The 17,139-nt window shown below is 72.6% G+C and carries 16 protein-coding genes; 7 read left to right on the forward strand and 9 right to left on the reverse strand.

Translation table 11 applies throughout. The features are described 5' to 3' along the window. Positions 1 to 77 precede the first annotated feature (77 nt). Positions 78 to 1,118: an NUDIX domain-containing protein gene (locus tag ABZV31_RS07190; RefSeq protein ID WP_355889319.1), complete on the forward strand. Its 1,041-nt coding sequence runs from the start codon at positions 78 to 80 to the stop codon at positions 1,116 to 1,118. Between the two features lie 140 nt (positions 1,119 to 1,258). On the opposite strand, the gene ABZV31_RS07195 is transcribed toward ABZV31_RS07190, so the two are convergent. Then, positions 1,259 to 1,975, reverse strand: coding sequence for an MBL fold metallo-hydrolase (locus ABZV31_RS07195; protein ID WP_355889322.1), 717 nt, complete (start codon positions 1,973 to 1,975; stop codon positions 1,259 to 1,261). Positions 1,976 to 2,037: 62 nt separating this feature from the next. Beyond that, on the reverse strand, positions 2,038 to 3,411 hold the full coding sequence (locus ABZV31_RS07200) for a dipeptidase (RefSeq protein WP_355889324.1): 1,374 nt from the start codon (positions 3,409 to 3,411) through the stop codon (positions 2,038 to 2,040). A 215-nt stretch (positions 3,412 to 3,626) separates the two neighbouring features. On the opposite strand from ABZV31_RS07200, the gene ABZV31_RS07205 reads away from it, so the two are divergent. Further along, entirely contained in the window at positions 3,627 to 4,862 is a 1,236-nt protein-coding gene (locus ABZV31_RS07205; protein ID WP_355889327.1) for a geranylgeranyl reductase family protein, read from the forward strand. Here the strand turns inward: ABZV31_RS07205 and ABZV31_RS07210 are convergent. After that, on the reverse strand, positions 4,852 to 5,301 hold the full coding sequence (locus tag ABZV31_RS07210; RefSeq protein ID WP_355889330.1) for a nitroreductase family deazaflavin-dependent oxidoreductase: 450 nt from the start codon (positions 5,299 to 5,301) through the stop codon (positions 4,852 to 4,854). The genes ABZV31_RS07205 and ABZV31_RS07210 overlap by 11 nt on opposite strands. Positions 5,302 to 5,428: 127 nt before the next feature. On the opposite strand from ABZV31_RS07210, the gene ABZV31_RS07215 reads away from it, so the two are divergent. The 4 genes from ABZV31_RS07215 (at position 5,429) to ABZV31_RS07230 (ending at position 8,370) form a co-directional block, all read left to right on the forward strand. Beyond that, positions 5,429 to 6,115 carry a TetR/AcrR family transcriptional regulator gene (locus tag ABZV31_RS07215; RefSeq protein ID WP_355889333.1) on the forward strand — a complete coding sequence of 229 codons (687 nt, stop codon included), beginning with the start codon at positions 5,429 to 5,431 and terminating at the stop codon, positions 6,113 to 6,115. A 169-nt stretch (positions 6,116 to 6,284) separates the two neighbouring features. Next, positions 6,285 to 6,419, forward strand: coding sequence for a hypothetical protein (locus ABZV31_RS07220; RefSeq protein ID WP_355889335.1), 135 nt, complete (start codon positions 6,285 to 6,287; stop codon positions 6,417 to 6,419). A 59-nt stretch (positions 6,420 to 6,478) separates the two neighbouring features. Next, the gene (locus ABZV31_RS07225; protein ID WP_355889338.1) at positions 6,479 to 7,708 is read left to right on the forward strand and encodes a sensor histidine kinase; all 1,230 of its coding nucleotides are present in this window, start codon (positions 6,479 to 6,481) and stop codon (positions 7,706 to 7,708) included. Continuing rightward, complete coding sequence (locus tag ABZV31_RS07230) at positions 7,705 to 8,370, forward strand: response regulator transcription factor (RefSeq protein ID WP_355889341.1); 666 nt, start codon at positions 7,705 to 7,707, stop codon at positions 8,368 to 8,370. Before ABZV31_RS07225 ends, ABZV31_RS07230 begins: the two co-directional genes overlap by 4 nt. Here the strand turns inward: ABZV31_RS07230 and ABZV31_RS07235 are convergent. Together ABZV31_RS07235 and ABZV31_RS07240 are read right to left on the reverse strand one after the other, a co-directional pair. Beyond that, positions 8,331 to 8,612 (reverse strand): DUF6332 family protein, encoded by a 282-nt coding sequence (locus ABZV31_RS07235; protein ID WP_355889344.1) that lies wholly within the window; start codon positions 8,610 to 8,612, stop codon positions 8,331 to 8,333. The genes ABZV31_RS07230 and ABZV31_RS07235 overlap by 40 nt on opposite strands. 239 nt (positions 8,613 to 8,851) lie before the next feature. Further along, entirely contained in the window at positions 8,852 to 9,589 is a 738-nt protein-coding gene (locus tag ABZV31_RS07240) for a maleylpyruvate isomerase family mycothiol-dependent enzyme (RefSeq protein WP_355889347.1), read from the reverse strand. 304 nt (positions 9,590 to 9,893) lie between these two features. Between ABZV31_RS07240 and ABZV31_RS07245 the strand changes: the two genes are divergently transcribed. After that, positions 9,894 to 12,446 carry an ATP-dependent Clp protease ATP-binding subunit gene (locus ABZV31_RS07245; RefSeq protein WP_355889350.1) on the forward strand — a complete coding sequence of 851 codons (2,553 nt, stop codon included), beginning with the start codon at positions 9,894 to 9,896 and terminating at the stop codon, positions 12,444 to 12,446. Positions 12,447 to 12,620: 174 nt separating this feature from the next. Here the strand turns inward: ABZV31_RS07245 and ABZV31_RS07250 are convergent, their stop codons facing one another. From ABZV31_RS07250 to ABZV31_RS07265, 4 genes are all read right to left on the reverse strand, one after another. Continuing rightward, positions 12,621 to 13,784, reverse strand: coding sequence for an MFS transporter (locus ABZV31_RS07250; protein ID WP_355890056.1), 1,164 nt, complete (start codon positions 13,782 to 13,784; stop codon positions 12,621 to 12,623). 89 nt (positions 13,785 to 13,873) lie between these two features. After that, on the reverse strand, positions 13,874 to 15,598 hold the full coding sequence (locus ABZV31_RS07255; protein WP_355889353.1) for an HEXXH motif domain-containing protein: 1,725 nt from the start codon (positions 15,596 to 15,598) through the stop codon (positions 13,874 to 13,876). Positions 15,599 to 15,672: 74 nt separating this feature from the next. Further along, positions 15,673 to 15,897, reverse strand: coding sequence for a hypothetical protein (locus ABZV31_RS07260; RefSeq protein WP_355889356.1), 225 nt, complete (start codon positions 15,895 to 15,897; stop codon positions 15,673 to 15,675). A 101-nt stretch (positions 15,898 to 15,998) separates the two neighbouring features. Further along, positions 15,999 to 17,123, reverse strand: a complete 1,125-nt coding sequence (locus ABZV31_RS07265) for a caspase family protein (protein WP_355889359.1) — start codon at positions 17,121 to 17,123, stop codon at positions 15,999 to 16,001. Positions 17,124 to 17,139 lie beyond the last annotated feature (16 nt).

The following is a 17,139-nucleotide window of genomic DNA, read 5'->3' on the forward strand; positions in this document are numbered from 1 at the left end:
GCGCCCTCAACTGGGGCTGGTTTCCGTGGCAGGGTGGAGCGGGCAAGCCACAGGGGGCCAACAGAAGAGGGGGAACCGTGATCGTCTGGATCAACGGTGCGTTCGGTGCGGGGAAGACCACCACCGCACGGGAACTGATCGAACTGATCCCGCACAGCACGCTCTTCGACCCCGAGGTCATCGGCGGAGCGCTCGCGCACCTGCTGCCGCCCAAACACCTCGCCGAGGTCGGCGACTTCCAGGACCTGCCGATCTGGCGCCGGCTCGTCATCGACACGGCGGCCGCGATGCTCGCCGAGCTGGGCGGAACCCTCGTGGTCCCCATGACCCTGCTGCGCCAGGAGTACCGCGATGAGATCTTCGGCGGCCTCGCCGCCCGCCGGATCAGCGTCCGGCACGTCCTCCTCGCCCCGGCCGAAACGATCCTGCGGGAGCGGATAGCCGGCCGTGAGGTCCCGCCCGACCTTCCCGACGGCGAGATGCGGGTGCGCCAGTGGTCCTACGACCACATCGAGCCCTACCGTGCCGCCCTCGCCTCCTGGCTCACCGCCGACGCCCACCCCATCGACACCAGCGCCCTCACCCCGTACGAGACTGCCCTGCGCATCGCCGAGGCCGTCAGCAGCGGCGCCCTGCCCGTCTGCGACATCGTGCAGACGCCGGAGCCCACCGCGGAGACCCTCGCCTCCGGTGTGCTCCTCTTCGACGAGCAGGACCGGGTGCTGCTCGTCGACCCCACCTACAAGGCCGGCTGGGAATTCCCCGGTGGGGTCGTCGAGCCGGGCGAGGCCCCCGCCCGCGCCGGGATGCGCGAGGTCGCCGAGGAGACGGGGATACGGCTGGACGAGGTGCCCCGACTGCTCGTCGTCGACTGGGAGCCGCCCACTCCGCCCGGCTTCGGCGGTCTGCGTCTCCTCTTCGACGGCGGCCGGCTCGGCTCCGCGGCGGCCGGACGCCTGCTGCTGCCCGGGCCCGAGCTGCGCGACTGCCGCTTCGTCACCGAGCGGGAGGCCGCCGACCTCCTGCCGCCCGTCCGCTACGAACGGCTGCGCTGGGCGCTGCGAGCGCGGGAACGCGGGGCGGCGCTGTACCTGGAGGCGGGCGTGCCGGTCGGCTGACGGCCCGGTCGCGGTTGACGACCGCCGGCCCTTCGCGACACGGCCCGAATCCCGGGCTGCCGAGGGCCCCGACGCTGTAGTGGGAGGTGGCGAAGCCGGTGTGGGCGGTGACGCGTGCGGCGAGGGTCATGGCCCCGTCGTCAGCCGTCGGCCCCGTACGTGTCCGCCGCTTGGCGCAGTGCCGCCCCGGCCCGCCCGACGACCGGGTCGCCATGACCGAAGCAGGCCACATCCGCGTCCAGCGCGGCGAGCCGGTGGAAGGAGGCGACCGCGCGGGCCCGGTCGAGGTTGAAGACGCCCGGCATCACGGCGCCGTCGACGGGGGACGCGGCGACCGCGTCGCCCGTGAACAGCACGCCGGGCCGCGGGAGATGGAGGGCGATGCTGCCGTGTGTGTGGCCGGGAACGTGGACGACGTGGGCGCCACCGCCGAAGTCGAGGACGTCGCCGTCGGACAGCTCGGTGACCTGCTGCGGGCGGACCGGATCGCCCTGGGGCAGGTGCTTGACGGCCTCCGCGTGGATGGGTCGCTCCCAGTCCTCGAAGACCGGCGGCGGGCCGGGCACCTCGCCCCTGACGACTGGTGCGTCCAACCGGTGGGCCAGCACGTCCGCACCGCTCAGCGCGGCGAACTCGCCCGCCCCACCCGCGTGGTCCTCGTGGAAGTGCGTGAGCACGAGGCGCCGTACGTCCGACGGATCCCGCCCGAGTTTCCTGACCGTCTCGGCGATCGGCGCGCCGGCGCCCTTGGCTCCGGCGTCGATCAGCGTCAACTCGTCGCCGTCGCGCCAGAGATAGGCCTGGCCCACGGGGAAGCGCAGCAGGTGGAGGTGGGGGAGGAGCTCGATGAAGTCCATGGGACGACCGTAGAAAGGGCCCCCGCCGTAAGGCGAGGGCCCTCGGCTGTCAGCAGAGCGGCTCAGCCGGCCGCGTAGTTGCGCAGGAACAGCGCCTCCGCCACCGCGAGCCGCTCCAGCTCCTCGGGGGAGACGCTCTCGTTCACGGCGTGGATCTGCGCCTCCGGCTCGCTCAGGCCGATGAGCAGGATCTCCGCGCGCGGGTAGAGGGCAGCGAGGGTGTTGCACAGCGGGATGGAGCCGCCCTGACCGGCGTACTGCATCTCCTGGCCCGCGTAGGCGACCGCCATCGCGTCGGCCATCGCCTGGTAGGCCGGGCTGGTGGTGTCGGCGCGGAAGGCCTGGCCCTGGCCGATCTGCTCGGTGCGCACCCGCGCACCCCACGGCGTATGCGTCTCCAGGTGGGCCTGGAGCAGCTTGGTCGCCTCGGCCGCGTCGACGCCCGGCGGCACGCGGAGGCTGATCAGGGCGCGGGCGCTCGCCTGCACCGACGGGGTGGCGCCGACGACCGGCGGGCAGTCGATGCCGAGGACCGTGACGGCCGGACGGGCCCAGATGCGGTCGGCGATCGTGCCGGAGCCGATCAGGCCGACGCCGTCGAGCACCTTGGCATCCTTGCGGAACTGCTCCTCGTCGTACTGCAGGCCCTCCCACGAGGACTCGCCGGTGAGCCCGTCGACGCCGGTGAGCCCGTCGACGGTCGTCGAGCCGTCCTCGGCGCGCAGTGAGTCCAGGACGCGGATCAGGGCGGCGAGCGCGTCGGGGGCCGCGCCGCCGAACTGGCCGGAGTGCAGGTTGCCTTCCAGCGTGTCGACCTGGACGCGGACCAGGGTCATGCCGCGCAGGGTGGTGGTGACCGTGGGGAGGCCGACCCGGAAGTTGCCCGCGTCGCCGATCACGATGGTGTCGGCCTCGAGGAGGCCGGGGTGCTCCTCGGCGTACCGCTCCAGGCCGCCCGTGCCCTGCTCCTCCGAGCCCTCGGCGATCACCTTGACGTGGACCGGTATGCCGCCGTTGGCCTTCAGGGCGCGCAGCGCGAGCAGGTGCATGATCACGCCGCCCTTGCAGTCGGCGGCCCCGCGCCCGTACCAGCGGCCGTCACGCTCGGTCAGCTCGAAGGGCGGGGTCGTCCAGGCGGCCTCGTCCAGCGGCGGCTGCACGTCGTAGTGGGCGTAGAGGAGGACGGTCTTCGCGCCCTCGGGCCCGGGCAGGTAGCCGTACACCGACTGCGTGCCGTCCGGGGTGTCGAGCAGGGCCACGTCCTCGAAGCCCTCGGCGCGCAGCGCGTCCGCGACCCAGCGGGCGGCGCCCTCGCTCTCACTCCTCGGGAACTGGTCGAAGTCCGCCACCGACTTGAAGGCCACCAGCTCGGCGAGCTCCGCCTGCGCCCGGGGCATCAGCGAGGCGACGGTCTCGGCGACCGGATTCGACGACATGGGCACGCTCCTTGTAGGTGCGACGTTGTACTGGTGAGTGCCGGGGTGGTACTTCCGAGCACTTCTGTGTTCTGGGTGATCGTGTCAGCGTAGGCGCCTCCTGAGGTGTGGGGCGCACACGCTGCCGATCCTCCCACGGCGGCCCGCGGCGAGGGCCGCCGTAGGATGCGGGAGACAGCAGCGGCAGCCGGCTTGATCGGGAGCAGTAGACCATCGTGAGCAGCGAGAACTCTTCGGCGGACGACGTGCAGCGGGTGTGGGACGTCGTCGTGGTGGGCGCGGGACCCGCGGGGGCCTCGGCCGCCTATGCGGCGGCGGTCGCGCGGCGGCGCGTACTGCTGCTGGAGAAGGCGGAGCTGCCGCGGTACAAGACGTGCGGCGGAGGCATCATCGGCCCCTCGCGCGACGCGCTGCCGCCCGGCTTCGCGCTGCCTCTGAAGGACCGGGTGCACGCGGTCACATTCTCGAACAACGGCCGCTTCGCCCGCACCCGCCGCTCCAAGCAGATGCTGTTCGGGCTGATCAACCGGCCCGAGTTCGATCAGCAGCTCGTCGAGCACGCGCAGAAGGCGGGCGCCGAGCTCCGGACGGGCGTCACGGTTTCGCGGGTCGAGCAGCACGGGTCGGCCGTGCCGGACCGGCGCACGGTCGCCGTGGTGCTCCAGGGCGGCGAGACGGTGCTGGCGCGGGCGGTCGTGGGCGCCGACGGCAGCGCCAGCCGCATAGGAGCGCACGTCGGGGTGAAGCTCGACCAGGTCGACCTCGGTCTGGAGGCGGAGATCCCGGTGCCGGAGACCGTCGCCGAGGACTGGCAGGGGCGGGTCCTGATCGACTGGGGTCCGATGCCCGGCAGTTACGGCTGGGTGTTCCCGAAGGGGGACACGCTGACGGTCGGCGTGATCTCGGCCCGGGGCGAAGGCGCCGCCACCAGGCGGTACCTGGAGGACTTCATCGCCCGGCTGGGCCTGGCCGGCTTCGAACCGAGCATCTCCTCCGGCCACTTGACCCGCTGCCGTGCCGAGGACTCGCCGCTGTCGCGCGGGCGGGTGCTGGTGTGCGGGGACGCGGCGGGGCTCCTGGAGCCCTGGACGCGCGAGGGCATCTCGTTCGCGCTGCGGTCGGGGCGGCTCGCGGGGGAGTGGGCGGTGCGGATCGCCGAGGCACACGACGCCGTGGACACCCGGCGCCAGGCCCTGAACTACGCGTTCGCGATCAAGGCGGGGCTCGGCGTCGAGATGGCCGTCGGCAAGCGGATGCTGACGGTGTTCGAACGCCGTCCCGGCCTCGTCCACGCGGTCCTGACCGGCTTCCGCCCGGCCTGGAAGGCGTTCAAGGACATCACGCAGGGCTCGACGTCCCTGGGCGAGATCGTCCGCACCCATCCGGTGGCCCAGCGCGCCCTGACCGCACTGGACCGTCGGCCCGTCGCCGAGGACGCGGTCAGTTCGTGATCGTGATGCGGAAGACCGGGTGGTCGGGGGCGATGCGGCGCAGTTCGGCGTCGGAGGAGTCGGGGCCGACGCCGTTGAAGAAGACGCCGACCTCCGCCTTCCAGCGCCTGAGGTAGGCGCGCAGGAGCGGGGCCTTGTCGTCGTCGGCGACCTCGGTCGCGGTGAACACGTCCACCCGCTTGCCCAGCCGCAGCTCCCCGCCGCCCGCCGCCCGCATGTTGTGCGTCCACTGGACGTGGCCCCGCGGGGCGACCAGATAGTGCTGTCCGTCCACGGTCAGCAGGTTCACGGGGGTGGTGCGCCACTGACCGCTCTTGCGGCCGCGGACCGCCAGGACCCGGGAGCCCCAGATGCTGATGCCGCGGCGGGTCATCCAGGCCACGGCCCGGTTGAAGACGTTGACGGTGAACCAGCCCGGCTTCTGGACGTGTGCGGACATGGTGAGTTTTCCTTCCTTGTGAGCGGTGCTCTCGCTCGACATCAGTGTGCGGGAGATCGATGATCCAAAGCAAGAGCACTGCTCTCCTTTGAGTGCGCCGCTCTGAAAACGTGGAACACTCTCTTTCATGAGCACCGCACACGGCGCCCGCGCCCGGGCCAGGATGGAGATCACCGCCGCGATCAAGGACGAGGCGCGCAGACAGCTCGCGGCGGAGGGTGCCGCGAAACTCTCGCTGCGGGCCGTGGCCCGCGAGCTCGGCATGGTCTCCTCCGCGCTGTACCGCTACTTCCCCAGCCGCGACGACCTGCTGACGGCGCTCATCATCGACGCCTACGACTCCCTGGGCGAGACCGCGGAGGCCGCGCGCGACGCGATGAGCGACGCGGGGCCCCTGCGGCGCTGGACCGCCGTGTGCGGGGCGGTCCGTGGCTGGGCGCTCGCGCACCCGCACGAGTACGCCATCATCTACGGCTCGCCCGTGCCCGGCTACTCCGCGCCCGAGACGACCGTTCCGGCCGCGGCCCGCGTAGGCCTCGTCCTCATCGGCATCGTGCGCGACGCCCACGCGGAAGGCGGCCTGACCGTGCCCCCCCTGCCCGACGAACTGCGGGGTGAGGCCGAGCGGATGACCGCCGCCCTCGCGCCCGACCTGCCGCCCGCGGTGATGGCGGCGCTCGTCGCTGCCTGGGCGCAGCTGTACGGGCTGGTCGGGTTCGAGTTGTTCGGGCAGTTCCACCGGGTCGTGGAGGACCGTGAGCCGTTCTTCCGGCACGCGGTGACCGGACTGGCACAGCGGGTGGGCCTCTCCTGACCTCGACGCGCTTCGCGGCCGTGGGACGACCCGGAGCTGGACGAAGTCCTTCACGCGCTCGCCGCACGCTCCTGGATCGCAGCCGGGGGCGGAGGAGCTGTCCCTGTCCGATGCGGGCCGCGCCGCCCACCAGGAGATCGAGGCGCGTGTCGGGACCACCCGTGCCGCCGTGCTGCGGGGCCTCACCACCGAGCAGTACACCGAGACCGTGCGTGTCCTGTCGGTGATGGCGGGCAACCTCGAGGCGGATCTCGCCGGCCGAGCGGGCGGGGACGGGGCACCGGCCGTACTTCTGCGGGAGTAGGTGTGATCACCTCGCCCGGCTGACGCGGCCGACGGCACGGGCCGTCTAGCGTGGCGGTCATGGGAGAGCAGCGCGTACGCGCAGGCGGCCCGCCGCAGTGGTGGCGGCACGGGCCTGCTTGGTGGAACCGCCACGACGAGGAGGCGCGGGGCACCCACTGGCCGTGGCCCTCCACCGTGGTGTTCACCGCCTTCGTTCTCGTCGGCTCCCACTTCTCGGCCGGCAACCAGCAGGGTCGGCGAGAGCCGCTGGACGTGTACGCGGGCGTGCTGCTGCTCGTGGCCTCGGGGCTGCTGCTGTGGCGCAACCGGTATCCGGTGTTCGTGGCGTTTGGCACGGCGACGGCGACGCTGGTCTATTTCGCTGCCGGATACCCGTACGGGCCGGTGTTCCTCGCCGTCGCAGTCAGCTGCTTCAGTGCCGTCGTCGCGGGACACCGCCGTGCCGGCTGGACGGCCGTGGGGATGCTCTGGGCCGGACACGCGCTGATTGCGCTGTGGCTCTACCGCTGGCTGCCGCCGCCCGGGGACGCTGCCGCCTCCTGGGGGCAGGAGACAGTCATCGGCACCTGGGTCGTGGCCATCGGCGCGGTCTCGGAGCTGGCCCGCGTCCGCCGCGAGCAGTGGGCGAAGGAGCGCGCCGAACGCGCGCAGGCGGCCCGTCGGCGCGCCGACGAGGAACGGCTGCGGATCGCCCGCGAGTTGCACGACGTCCTCGCGCACAGCATCTCCGTCATCAACGTGCAGGCGGGCGTCGGCCTCGCGCTCCTGGACACCGACCCGGAGCAGGCGCGGACGGCGCTCACCACCATCAAGGCCGCGAGCAAGGAGGCGCTGGGGGAGGTGCGCCAGGTGCTCGAAACCCTGCGCACCCCCGGCGACGCCCCCCGAGCCCCGGCGCCCGGCCTGGACCGGCTGCCCGAGCTGGTGGAGCAGGCGGCGAGCGCCGGCCTCACGGTCGAGGTCGAGGGCGAGCTGCCCCGGCTGCCGCCCGGCACGGACCTCGCCGCCTTCCGCATCGTCCAGGAGGCCCTCACCAACGTCGTACGGCACTCGGGGTCGCGGCACGCGCACGTGCACCTCGAGCACGACGGCGACGCGCTGCGGCTGCGCATCGACGACGACGGTCCCGCGACCGGTGCCGACGCGGGCGGCAGCGGCAACGGACTGGCCGGGATGCGGGAGCGGGCCGCCGCGCTCGGTGGCACCATCGACGCGGGCCCACGCCCCGACGGCGGCTGGCGGGTGCTCGCCGTACTGCCCCTGAAGGCCAAGGAGGAGGACCGGTGATCCGCGTACTGCTCGCCGACGACCAGTCACTGGTGCGGGCCGGCTTCAAGGCGCTGCTGGACGCGCAGCCCGACATCGAGGTCGCCGGGGAGGCCGCCGACGGCGAGGAGGCCCTGCGCAAGGTGCGCGAACTCCGCCCCGACGTCGTGCTGATGGACATCCGCATGCCCCTGCTGGACGGCCTGGCCGCGACCCGCCGCATCACCGGCGACGCGGACCTGAAGGACGTCAAGGTGGTCATGCTCACCACCTTCGAACTCGACGAGTACGTCTTCGAGGCGATCCGCTCCGGCGCCTCCGGCTTCCTGGTGAAGGACACCGAACCGGACGAACTCCTGCGCGCGGTACGGGCGGTGGTCGCGGGAGACGCGCTGCTGTCGCCCGGCGTGACCCGCCGCCTGATCGCCGAGTTCGCCGCACGCTCCAAGGAGCCCGCGGCCGCCGACGCCCTCGCCCAGCTCACCGAGCGCGAACGGGAGGTGATGGCCCTGGTCGGCATCGGCCTGTCCAACGAGGAGATCGCCCGCCGCCTGGTCGTCAGCCCCCTCACCGCGAAGACCCATGTCAGCCGCACCATGGTGAAGCTCGGCGCCCGCGACCGCGCCCAACTGGTCGTGCTGGCCTACGAGTCGGGGCTGGTGCGGCCGGGCTGGCTGGGCTGAGGCGGCGCCTGCCGGAAGCGGACCAGCACGACACGGGCGAGGAACACCACGGGCGCGAGCGTCATACCGGCCACGAGCAGCAGCTCCGACGCCGTGTGCGGCAGGTCGAAGAGCAACGCCGGGCCGGCGACGGCACCGTAGACGACGGCCGCCACGAACGCCGCACTGCACAGCGCGTATCCGATCTCCACCGTCATCGCGTCCTGCTCGGCCTTGGTGCGCGGTCCCCCGTGACTGTCCATGCAGCGAGTCATACACAGGCGTGTGCCCGGCGGAGCAAGCAAGCCCCGCCGGGCACACGCACCGGAGGCGCCCCCCCCGTCGCGGACCGTCAGGGGTTCCGCTTCCGCCTCCTCCATGGCGGATCTCGGCGACGGCCTACCGTCTGCTGTCTGCTGTCTGCTGTCTGCTGTCTGCTGTCTGCTGTCTGCTGTCCGCCGTCCGCCGTCTGCTGTCCGCTTTCCGCCTAGCGCCGCCCGACTCAGACGATCGCCGACTTCTCCCGCCACAGCGCGGCCAGTGAGCGGTCGCCCGTCACGCTCGGCACCGGCAGCCGGTTCCACAGCGCCAGATACAACTGCCCGGCGGAACCGGTCAGTTCGGCGTCGGCCTCCCCGGACGCCTCCCGCACGGTGACGGGCGGCTCGGCCGACAGCCGTACGGTCCACACCGCGTCCGCGTCCGTCGCGCGCACCCGCAGCACACGCGGCTCCTGTGTGCGGACCCGGCTCCTGCGCCGGGCGTGGAAGCCGCGCAGCAGCTCGTCGATGCCGTCCACGGCGAACTCGGTGCCGACCGCCGTCGGGTCGCCGCCGCGCGCCGACTCGGCGTCGAAGCGGTGGACCGCCGTCTCGTGCGCCTGCCGCCGGGTCCAGAAGGTCAGCGGTGAGGGCGAGGGCGCGGGGTGGAACGTCCAGCACTCCACGTCGGAGGGCGCCTCGGCCAGGGTGTCGACGAGGTGGCGGTGGCTGTCGCGGTACCAGGCCACGAGCTCCGCGCCGTCGAGATCCGGCGGGTCGCCCATGGGACGCGGTGCCTTGTGCCCGTCGGTGACGAACCCGGCGGCCCACCAATGCACCACGCCGGTGTGCCGCAGCAGGTCCCGCACCTGCCACTCCGGGCAGGCCGGCACCTTGGCGCCGGGTCCCGCCTCCTCGGCGGCCGCGGCCAGCAAGCGGCCTTCCCGGTCCAGTGCGTGAAGGAACTCGGCAGTCTCCATGCGAGGGAGTGTGCCGGATGGAGTGCGGTCGAAGGGAAGAGCGCCCGCGCCCCGCCCTGCCCCGTCCTGTCCCGTCCCGTCCTCGAACGCGGTGGGCGAACCCGAGTGGCGCCCTCATCGGCGTCGTCTCCGTGTTCGGTACCGGGGCCCCGGCAACGTCTTCCGGCTCGACCAGAAGATCCCGCCGCAGCCGACTGCTCCGACGTCACCCGTTCGTGCGCGGTCGGCGTAGGCCGCGTTGCGGTGGGCCGGGGTCCGGGTTGGTCTGGTGGGGACTCATTCCTCCACGCTGCGGACGGCGATCATGACCATGTCCCCCTTCGGCGCCTCTTTCGGCGGTCCGGACCCGTTCTCCGAGATCCTCAACCGATTCTTCGGCATGACGCCGGCCGCCTCGCCCCCGCAGGTGCAGCGAGTGCCGATCGGGCGGTTGCTGACCGAGTCCGCGCGGGAGCTGATCAACCATGCCACGAAGCGGGCGGCCGAGGACGGCAGCTCCGACCTGGACACCGAGCACCTGCTGTGGGCGTGCACACAGGTGGAGCCGGCCCGGGCCCTGCTCGCGCAGGCCGGGGCCGATCCCGACCGCCTCGGCGCCGACCTCGCCGAGGCGCTGCCCGCCGAGAGCGGCACCCCGTCCGCGCAACCGGGCCTGACCCCGGCGGCCAAGCGGGTGCTGCTGCGCGCATACGAACACTCCCGGGCGGCCGGCGTGTCGTACATCGGCCCCGAGCACATCCTGGGGGCCCTGCTGGACACGCCCGGAGCGGCGGCGGCCCGCGTCCTGGCCGCGCACGGAATCGAGGTCGACAAGCTGCGCCGCAGGGCCGCCACGGCCGCCCGCACCGAGGGCATGCCGAGCGGGGGTGAGGCGGCCAGCGACACGCCGACCCTCGACCAGTACGGGCGCGACCTGACCGAGGAGGCCCGGGCCGGAAAGCTGGACCCGGTGGTGGGGCGCGCCCAGGAGATCGAGCAGACGGTGGAGATCCTCTCCCGGCGCTCGAAGAACAACCCCGTGCTGATCGGCGAGCCCGGCGTCGGCAAGACCGCGATCGTGGAGGGGCTCGCCCAGCGGATCGTCGCCGGGGACGTGCCGAAGACGCTCGAGAACAAGAGGGTGGTCGCCCTGGACCTCACGGGGCTGGTGGCGGGCGCCCAGTACCGGGGCCAGTTCGAGGAGCGGCTGAAGAACGTCATCGACGAGGTGAAGGCGGCCTCCGAGTCGACGATCCTCTTCCTCGACGAGCTGCACACCGTCGTCGGCGCCGGCGCCACCGGCGAGGGGTCGATGGACGCGGGCAACATCCTCAAACCGGCCCTGGCCCGCGGCGAGCTGCACGTCGTCGGGGCCACCACGCTCGACGAGTACCGCAGGTACGTGGAGAAGGACGCCGCCCTGGAGCGCCGCTTCCAGCCCGTGATGGTGCCCGAGCCGACCGTCGAGGAGACCGTGCAGATCCTCGAGGGCCTGCGCGACTCCTACGAGGCGCACCACCAGGTGCGCTACAGCGACGAGGCCCTCGTCGCCGCGGCCGAACTGTCGGACCGGTACGTCACGGACCGGTTCCTGCCGGACAAGGCCATCGACCTGCTCGACCAGGCCGGGGCCCGGGTGCGGCTGCGGTCCCTCGGCCGGTCCACCGAGGTCCTCGAGCGCGAGGACCGGCTGGCCAAGCTGCGTCGCGAGAAGGACCAGGCCGTCGCCGCAGAGGACTTCGAGAAGGCCGCCGAGCTGAAGGACCGGATCGCCGAGGTGGAGACGGAACTGGCCGGCCTGGCAGAGCGCCGGGAGGGCGTGCTGGAGGTGACCGTCGACGACATCGCCGACGTGCTGTCCCGGCGCACCGGCATCCCGGTGGCCCAGCTGACGGAGAGCGAGAAGGAGCGGCTGCTGAAGCTGGAGGAGGCCCTGCACTCCCGGGTCGTCGGACAGGACGAGGCCGTCACCGCGATCGCGCAGGCGGTGCGCCGCAGCCGGGCCGGCATGGGCGACCCCGACCGGCCCGTCGGCTCCTTCCTCTTCCTCGGCCCGACCGGCGTAGGCAAGACCGAACTGGCCAAGGCGCTCGCGGCGCTGCTCTTCGGCGACGAGAACCGCATGGTCCGCTTCGACATGAGCGAGTTCCAGGAGAGGCACACCGTCTCCCGGCTCGTAGGGGCCCCGCCCGGTTACGTCGGCCACGAGGAGGCCGGCCAGCTCACCGAGAAGGTGCGCCGTCAGCCGTACAGCGTGCTGCTGTTCGACGAGGTGGAAAAGGCCCACCCGGACGTCTTCAACACCCTGCTCCAGGTCCTCGACGACGGGCGGCTCACCGACGCCCAGGGGCGCACCGTCGACTTCCGCAACACCGTGGTCATCATGACCTCCAACATCGGCGCCCAGCGGATCCTCTCCCACCAGGGCGACGTCAGTGCCATCAAGGACGAGTTGATGGAGGATCTGCGGGGCCGGTTCCTGCCCGAGTTCCTCAACCGCATCGACGACATCATCATCTTCCACGGACTGACCGAGGACGACCTCGGGCGGATCGTGGACCTGCTGCTGGAGAACAGCCGCCGCCGGGTGCGCGCCCAGGGCCTGGAACTGAAGGTCACCGAGGCCGCGAAGAAGCTCCTCGTCGCCCACGGCCACCAGCCGGAGTTCGGCGCCCGCCCGCTGCGCCGCACTATCCAGGCGGAGCTCGACAACCGCGTCGCCTCGCTGCTGCTGAGCGACTCCGCCGACCCTGGCGACACCATCGTGGCCGACGTCGTGAACGACGCCCTGGTCTGCCGCGTCGAACGCCCGCAGGCGTCGGGTTCGGGTACGGCGGCCCAGTCCGGCTCGGGCGACAGCACGGCCCCGACCGCCTGACCGCCGCGGTTGCCGTACGGACGGGCACGGCAGCCGGCCCGTCCGGGTGTCTCCGGCAGGCGTCCCGAGGCGTTCCGTGAGAGATTGCGGACTGATCGTCGCACCCTGCCGCGGTCGCCCGAGGGACGGCTGGTCCTCTCACCCTGCCGCGGTCACGTGAGTGACGGCTGATCCTCAGTCCGACGCCCACCGCCGGGTCCCGAACCCGATGACGGCGGCGACGGCCGCCAGGACGGCGACGCTGGTGAGCGCGGCGGACAGGGAGAACCAGTCGGCCATGAACCCGATGGCGGGCGGCCCGAGCAGCATGCCGCCGTAACCGAGTGTGGAGGCGATGGCGACCCCGCTCGGGCCGGCCAGGGTGCCTGCGCGTTCGACGGCGACCGGGAAGAGGTTGGCGAGCCCGAGTCCGGTCACGGCGAAGCCGATCAGTGCCGCCCACACGGACGGCGCGAGGCAACCGAGCAGCATGCCGACGGCCGCCGTGGTGCCCCCGGCTACGACGGTGCGGGTGCGGCCCAGCCGTTCGAGCAGGGTCGTCCCGGTCAGCCGCGCGACCGTCATCGCGAGGGCGAAGCAGGAGTAGCCGACCGCCGCGACGCCCGGCGAGGCGTCCAGGTCCTGTTCGAAGTGCAGCGCGCCCCAGTCGGCCATGGCCCCCTCGCCGTATGCCGTGCACAGGGCGATCAGGCCGAAGACGACGACGAGTCCGCGGGTACGGCCGTCCGGGCGCCGCGGGGCGCGCTCCTCGGCCGGGATCCGGTCCGCCGGCACGGGCGGTTCGTGGCGCTGGAGGGTGCGCCCGGCGACGGCGGTGACGAGCAGGCCGATCACCGTGAGGCCGAGCAGGTGGCGGGTGGGGGACAGGGATCCCGCGACCAGTCCGCCGACGCCCGCGCCGATCATGCCGCCGAGGCTGAAGGCGGCATGGAAGCTGGGCATGACCGGTCGCCGCAGCGCGGCCACCAGGTCGACGGCCGCGCTGTTGAAGGCGACGTTGATGCCGCCGTATGCGGCGCCGAAGACCAGCAGGACGGCGCCGAGTGCCGGTGCGGAGTGGGTGAGCGGGGGCAGGGCGACGCTGAGGGAGAGCAGGACGGCACAGACGACGGTCACCGGCTGGCTGCCGTAGCGGCGGCAGAGGCGCCCGGTGAGCGTCATGGTGACGACGGCTCCTGCGGAGACGCCGAGGAGGGCGAGGCCGAGGCCGCTGGCGGAGGCGTGGGTCTGCTGTTTGATGGCGGGGATGCGGACGACCCAGCCGGCGAAGACGAAGCCGTCGAGGGCGAAGAAGGCGGTGAGGGCGATCCGGAGTCGGGTGAGGTCGTGGCCCGGCACGGCGTTGTGCGTTCGGGGTTTGTTTATTAGCGGCACAAAATCAGGGTAGGAGGCGGGGCTGCCGCGGGGCAACGGGCAGTGTTTCCGCCTCATCCATGGGAACGCAGTTGCAGCAGTTCCGGGCGAGCCAGCATGCGCCGGGTGATACGACCGGGTTCAAGAGCGGCACGGGCCACGATCCACCCGGCGAGAACGTGAGGTTCACCCGGGTCGCGGGCGAGGGCATCGGTGTACCCGGCGAGGGCGGTTGCCGGGTCCCCGGCTGCGAGGTGTTCGTCGGCAGTACGAGGGGCGGCGGGTCGCAGGGCGAAGGCGTGGGTGCGGAGGTCGGGCCAGGGGCGGCGATCGGTGCGGAAGCAGAGGGGAGCGGAATCGCCGTACCCGGTGCCAGGTTCCCGTGGCGGTACGGCGTTGCGCAGCCGCCACTCCGTGCGGTGCAGCGCGGCGGCCGTACGGGCGCGGGCCAGGGCCCCGGGGTCCACGGGCTCGTGCAGCCAGTCGTCCAGTGTGCGGGCGAGGCCGGTGACGAGCCGCCGCCCGGGCGCGGTCAGCCGGCCGCTGGTCAGCAGGGTGCGTACGACGAGACGAGTCTGCGTTCGGCGGAGCGCGAAGTAATAGGCGGCGATGTCGGCGCACTGCGGATCGGCCATCCGATCCCGCCAGAAGCCCGCGACACCGGTGAAGGCGTACGCGCCGTGCAGCAGGCCGGCGAGGTGGCGAGGGTCGCTGCGCCAGGGAGCGTAGTACCGCTCCTCCCGGTCGTCGTCCAGGAGAGGGAAGAGGTGGAAGAGGGCGGCGAGCTTGCTGTGCTGGAACTCGTGGACGAGAGTCTCGGCGAGCGCGAGCCCCGTGGCCGGGCGGGTGATCACCATGGATCCGAAGGAGTCACCGCTGGAGGCCGACAGCCGCACGACCGGCGGGGCGGGGGGCGTGGCACTGGTCCGGCCCCACGGCACGATGGCGCGGATGCGGGCCGGGTCCAGGCGGCCGGGGCCGGGGGCGCAGTGGGCGGCGAGAATGCCGGCGGCCTCGTCGAACAACTCCTGCCAGGCCGCGGCCTCGTCGGGGTCGAGCCGGTCGGGAGCGATCGGCTCGTCGAGGTCGCGGTAGGGGCCGAGGTCGTCGAGGGGGATGGCGGTGGTGCCCGAGGGACCGGTGTGGGTGAGGGTGCGGAGGGGGACCCAGTACGTCGAGCCCGGGCCTGACACGCCGACGGTGTCCGACGGTGTTTCCGAGGTTTGGGCAGCCAGGGTGTGGGGACGGCAGTCGGAAGAGGAATCCCCTTCGCGGGACGTCAGTTCCAGTTCTCCCGACTTCGTCCTGGCCCGGCCGACCGACAGGCCCCTTGAGTCCCCAAGCAGGCGGACCAGGCCGAGGCTCGGCAGGTTCAGCGCACCGTCGACCAGGGGAACCAGGAGATGGGTCTCCATTTCGGCGTGCAGCGCTGCCGTGACCGCCAGTACGTGCAGGAAGCCAGCCTCCGCCCACAGGGGCGGCCCCGACGCAGTGTCGTGCACCCGGCGCAGCAGGTGGGCGAGCCAGCCACCGGTCTGGGGGGCCAGGAGCAACCGCTCGACCTGGTCGGGCGCGCGGTCGGCCGCCGCCTTGAGGACGCGCCAGGCTTCCATGGGCGGGCCGAGCGGCGAGGGAACTGCGGTGATGTGAGCGAGCGCGGTGCGCAGCAGCGGCAACCGGCGGGCGCGTTCGCCACGTTCGAGGAAGGCGAGGGCGTCGGGTGAGCCGCCGCCGGTGGCGAGTTCCGCGAAGAGGTGGTCGGGCATGCGGAGCGGGGGGTAGGACTGCTCGCTGGTCATTCCCGGGGCCTCCGGTGGTGAGTGCGGGCATGCGGTGCCGCAGCCCAGCACTGCGTACCGCGTCTGCGGCTCGGCTATTCGGCCCTCGGCTGGGTTCCCCCGCTCCTGATGCCGCTGCGGGAGCGCAGGACCTCTTCGACGACGCGGGCCGTGGGAGGGAGTGGAGCGAGGCTGTCCACGACGGCGAGGGGCGCCGTGGTGAGGTCCGCCAGATCCGACTCCCAGACGAGGGCGCCTGCCGCAGAGGCCTGCGCGCCTCCGGCGGCTTCGGTGTCGTGCAGGGCGGGCGGCTGGTCCAAGGTGCGTCCCCCTTCTCCCACGGTGGCACGCGATGCCCCATGCTCTGTCCATCATGACGGACGCCCTCCGTATCGGAAACCCGTACGATCACGCCACGTGATCAGCGCATGCCGTGCGGTCTTTCGTGCGTGGCGATCAACTCCTGCAAGGCATTGGCGAGTTCCTGCTGCCGTCGCGGATCGTCGTCCAGGGACACCACCGCCTCGAACAGGTCGCGCAGCGCCTCGGGGTGACGGCGGGCGAGCGCGCTGACGACGCCGGTGACATCGGTGCGGGCCTTGGGGTGACGGGGCAGTGTCCCGGTGATGCGGGGGCTCAACGCGGCGACCATGACCTGCCGTGCGACCGGATCGGCCACCAGCGGATAGGACATGAGCGCGTCCACGACCCGCTTCAGCGGGGAGAGCGGGAAGCCCTGCACGTCCGGCCGACGGCCTGCGGCCGGCTCCGCCGAGGGCAGGATCTCGGTGCGTTCGGGGCTGTGCAACCAGATCTCGGGGTACTGCGTGGTGTGGCCTGCTGCTCGGAGGGCGGCGATGCGTACCCGTACGGCGGAAAACAGTTCCTCCGGGTCAGGGAGCGCGGGCAGTTCGGACTGACGGTCCGCCAGGAGGCCGAGCAGGATGTCGGAGAAGAGACCGGTGGCCCGTACGGGATCGTTGACGGCGATCCGGCCGCGGCCCGCCGCGCGCAGCACCGTCTGCCGGTGGGCCAGACTGCGGTGTTCCACGGGAAGAGGATTGGCGGGCAGTTGTTCACGGAACGCCAGCGCCTCCTCGAAGCTCTCGCATGCGTCCACGATCCACAGTTGCTCGGTGAATCCGGGCACGGCGTCGCTGCGGTAGCGCGCCAGCGCGGACTCCAGGTCGACGCCCAGCTTGTCCGCGGTGGTGGCGTCCGCGCAGAACAGCCGGAGGTGGCCGGCCCGGTCGAGGACTCCGTGGCCGCCCCACCACACCCACAGGATGTCACCGCGTGCCGACGGGAGTCCGTTCACGAGGGTGCTGCGCAGGGTGGCGTGTGCGGCGCAGGCGTAGGGGGCGTCGGGGGCGAAGGAGGGCAGCGGGGCCAGGTGGAGACGCACGTTGGCCTCGGGCACTCCGGCGGAGAGCAGCAGCCGACGGAGCGCCAGGGCATCCCGGGCGGGTCCGGGAAGGTCCCAGCTGCGCCCCGCGGCGTACGTCTCGATGCCGACGATCAGAGCGTGGACCCGGGTCGGATCCACGCCTCGCGTCGGCTCC

The organism is Streptomyces sp. NPDC005202, from assembly GCF_040608235.1.
Taxonomy (GTDB): domain Bacteria; phylum Actinomycetota; class Actinomycetes; order Streptomycetales; family Streptomycetaceae; genus Streptomyces.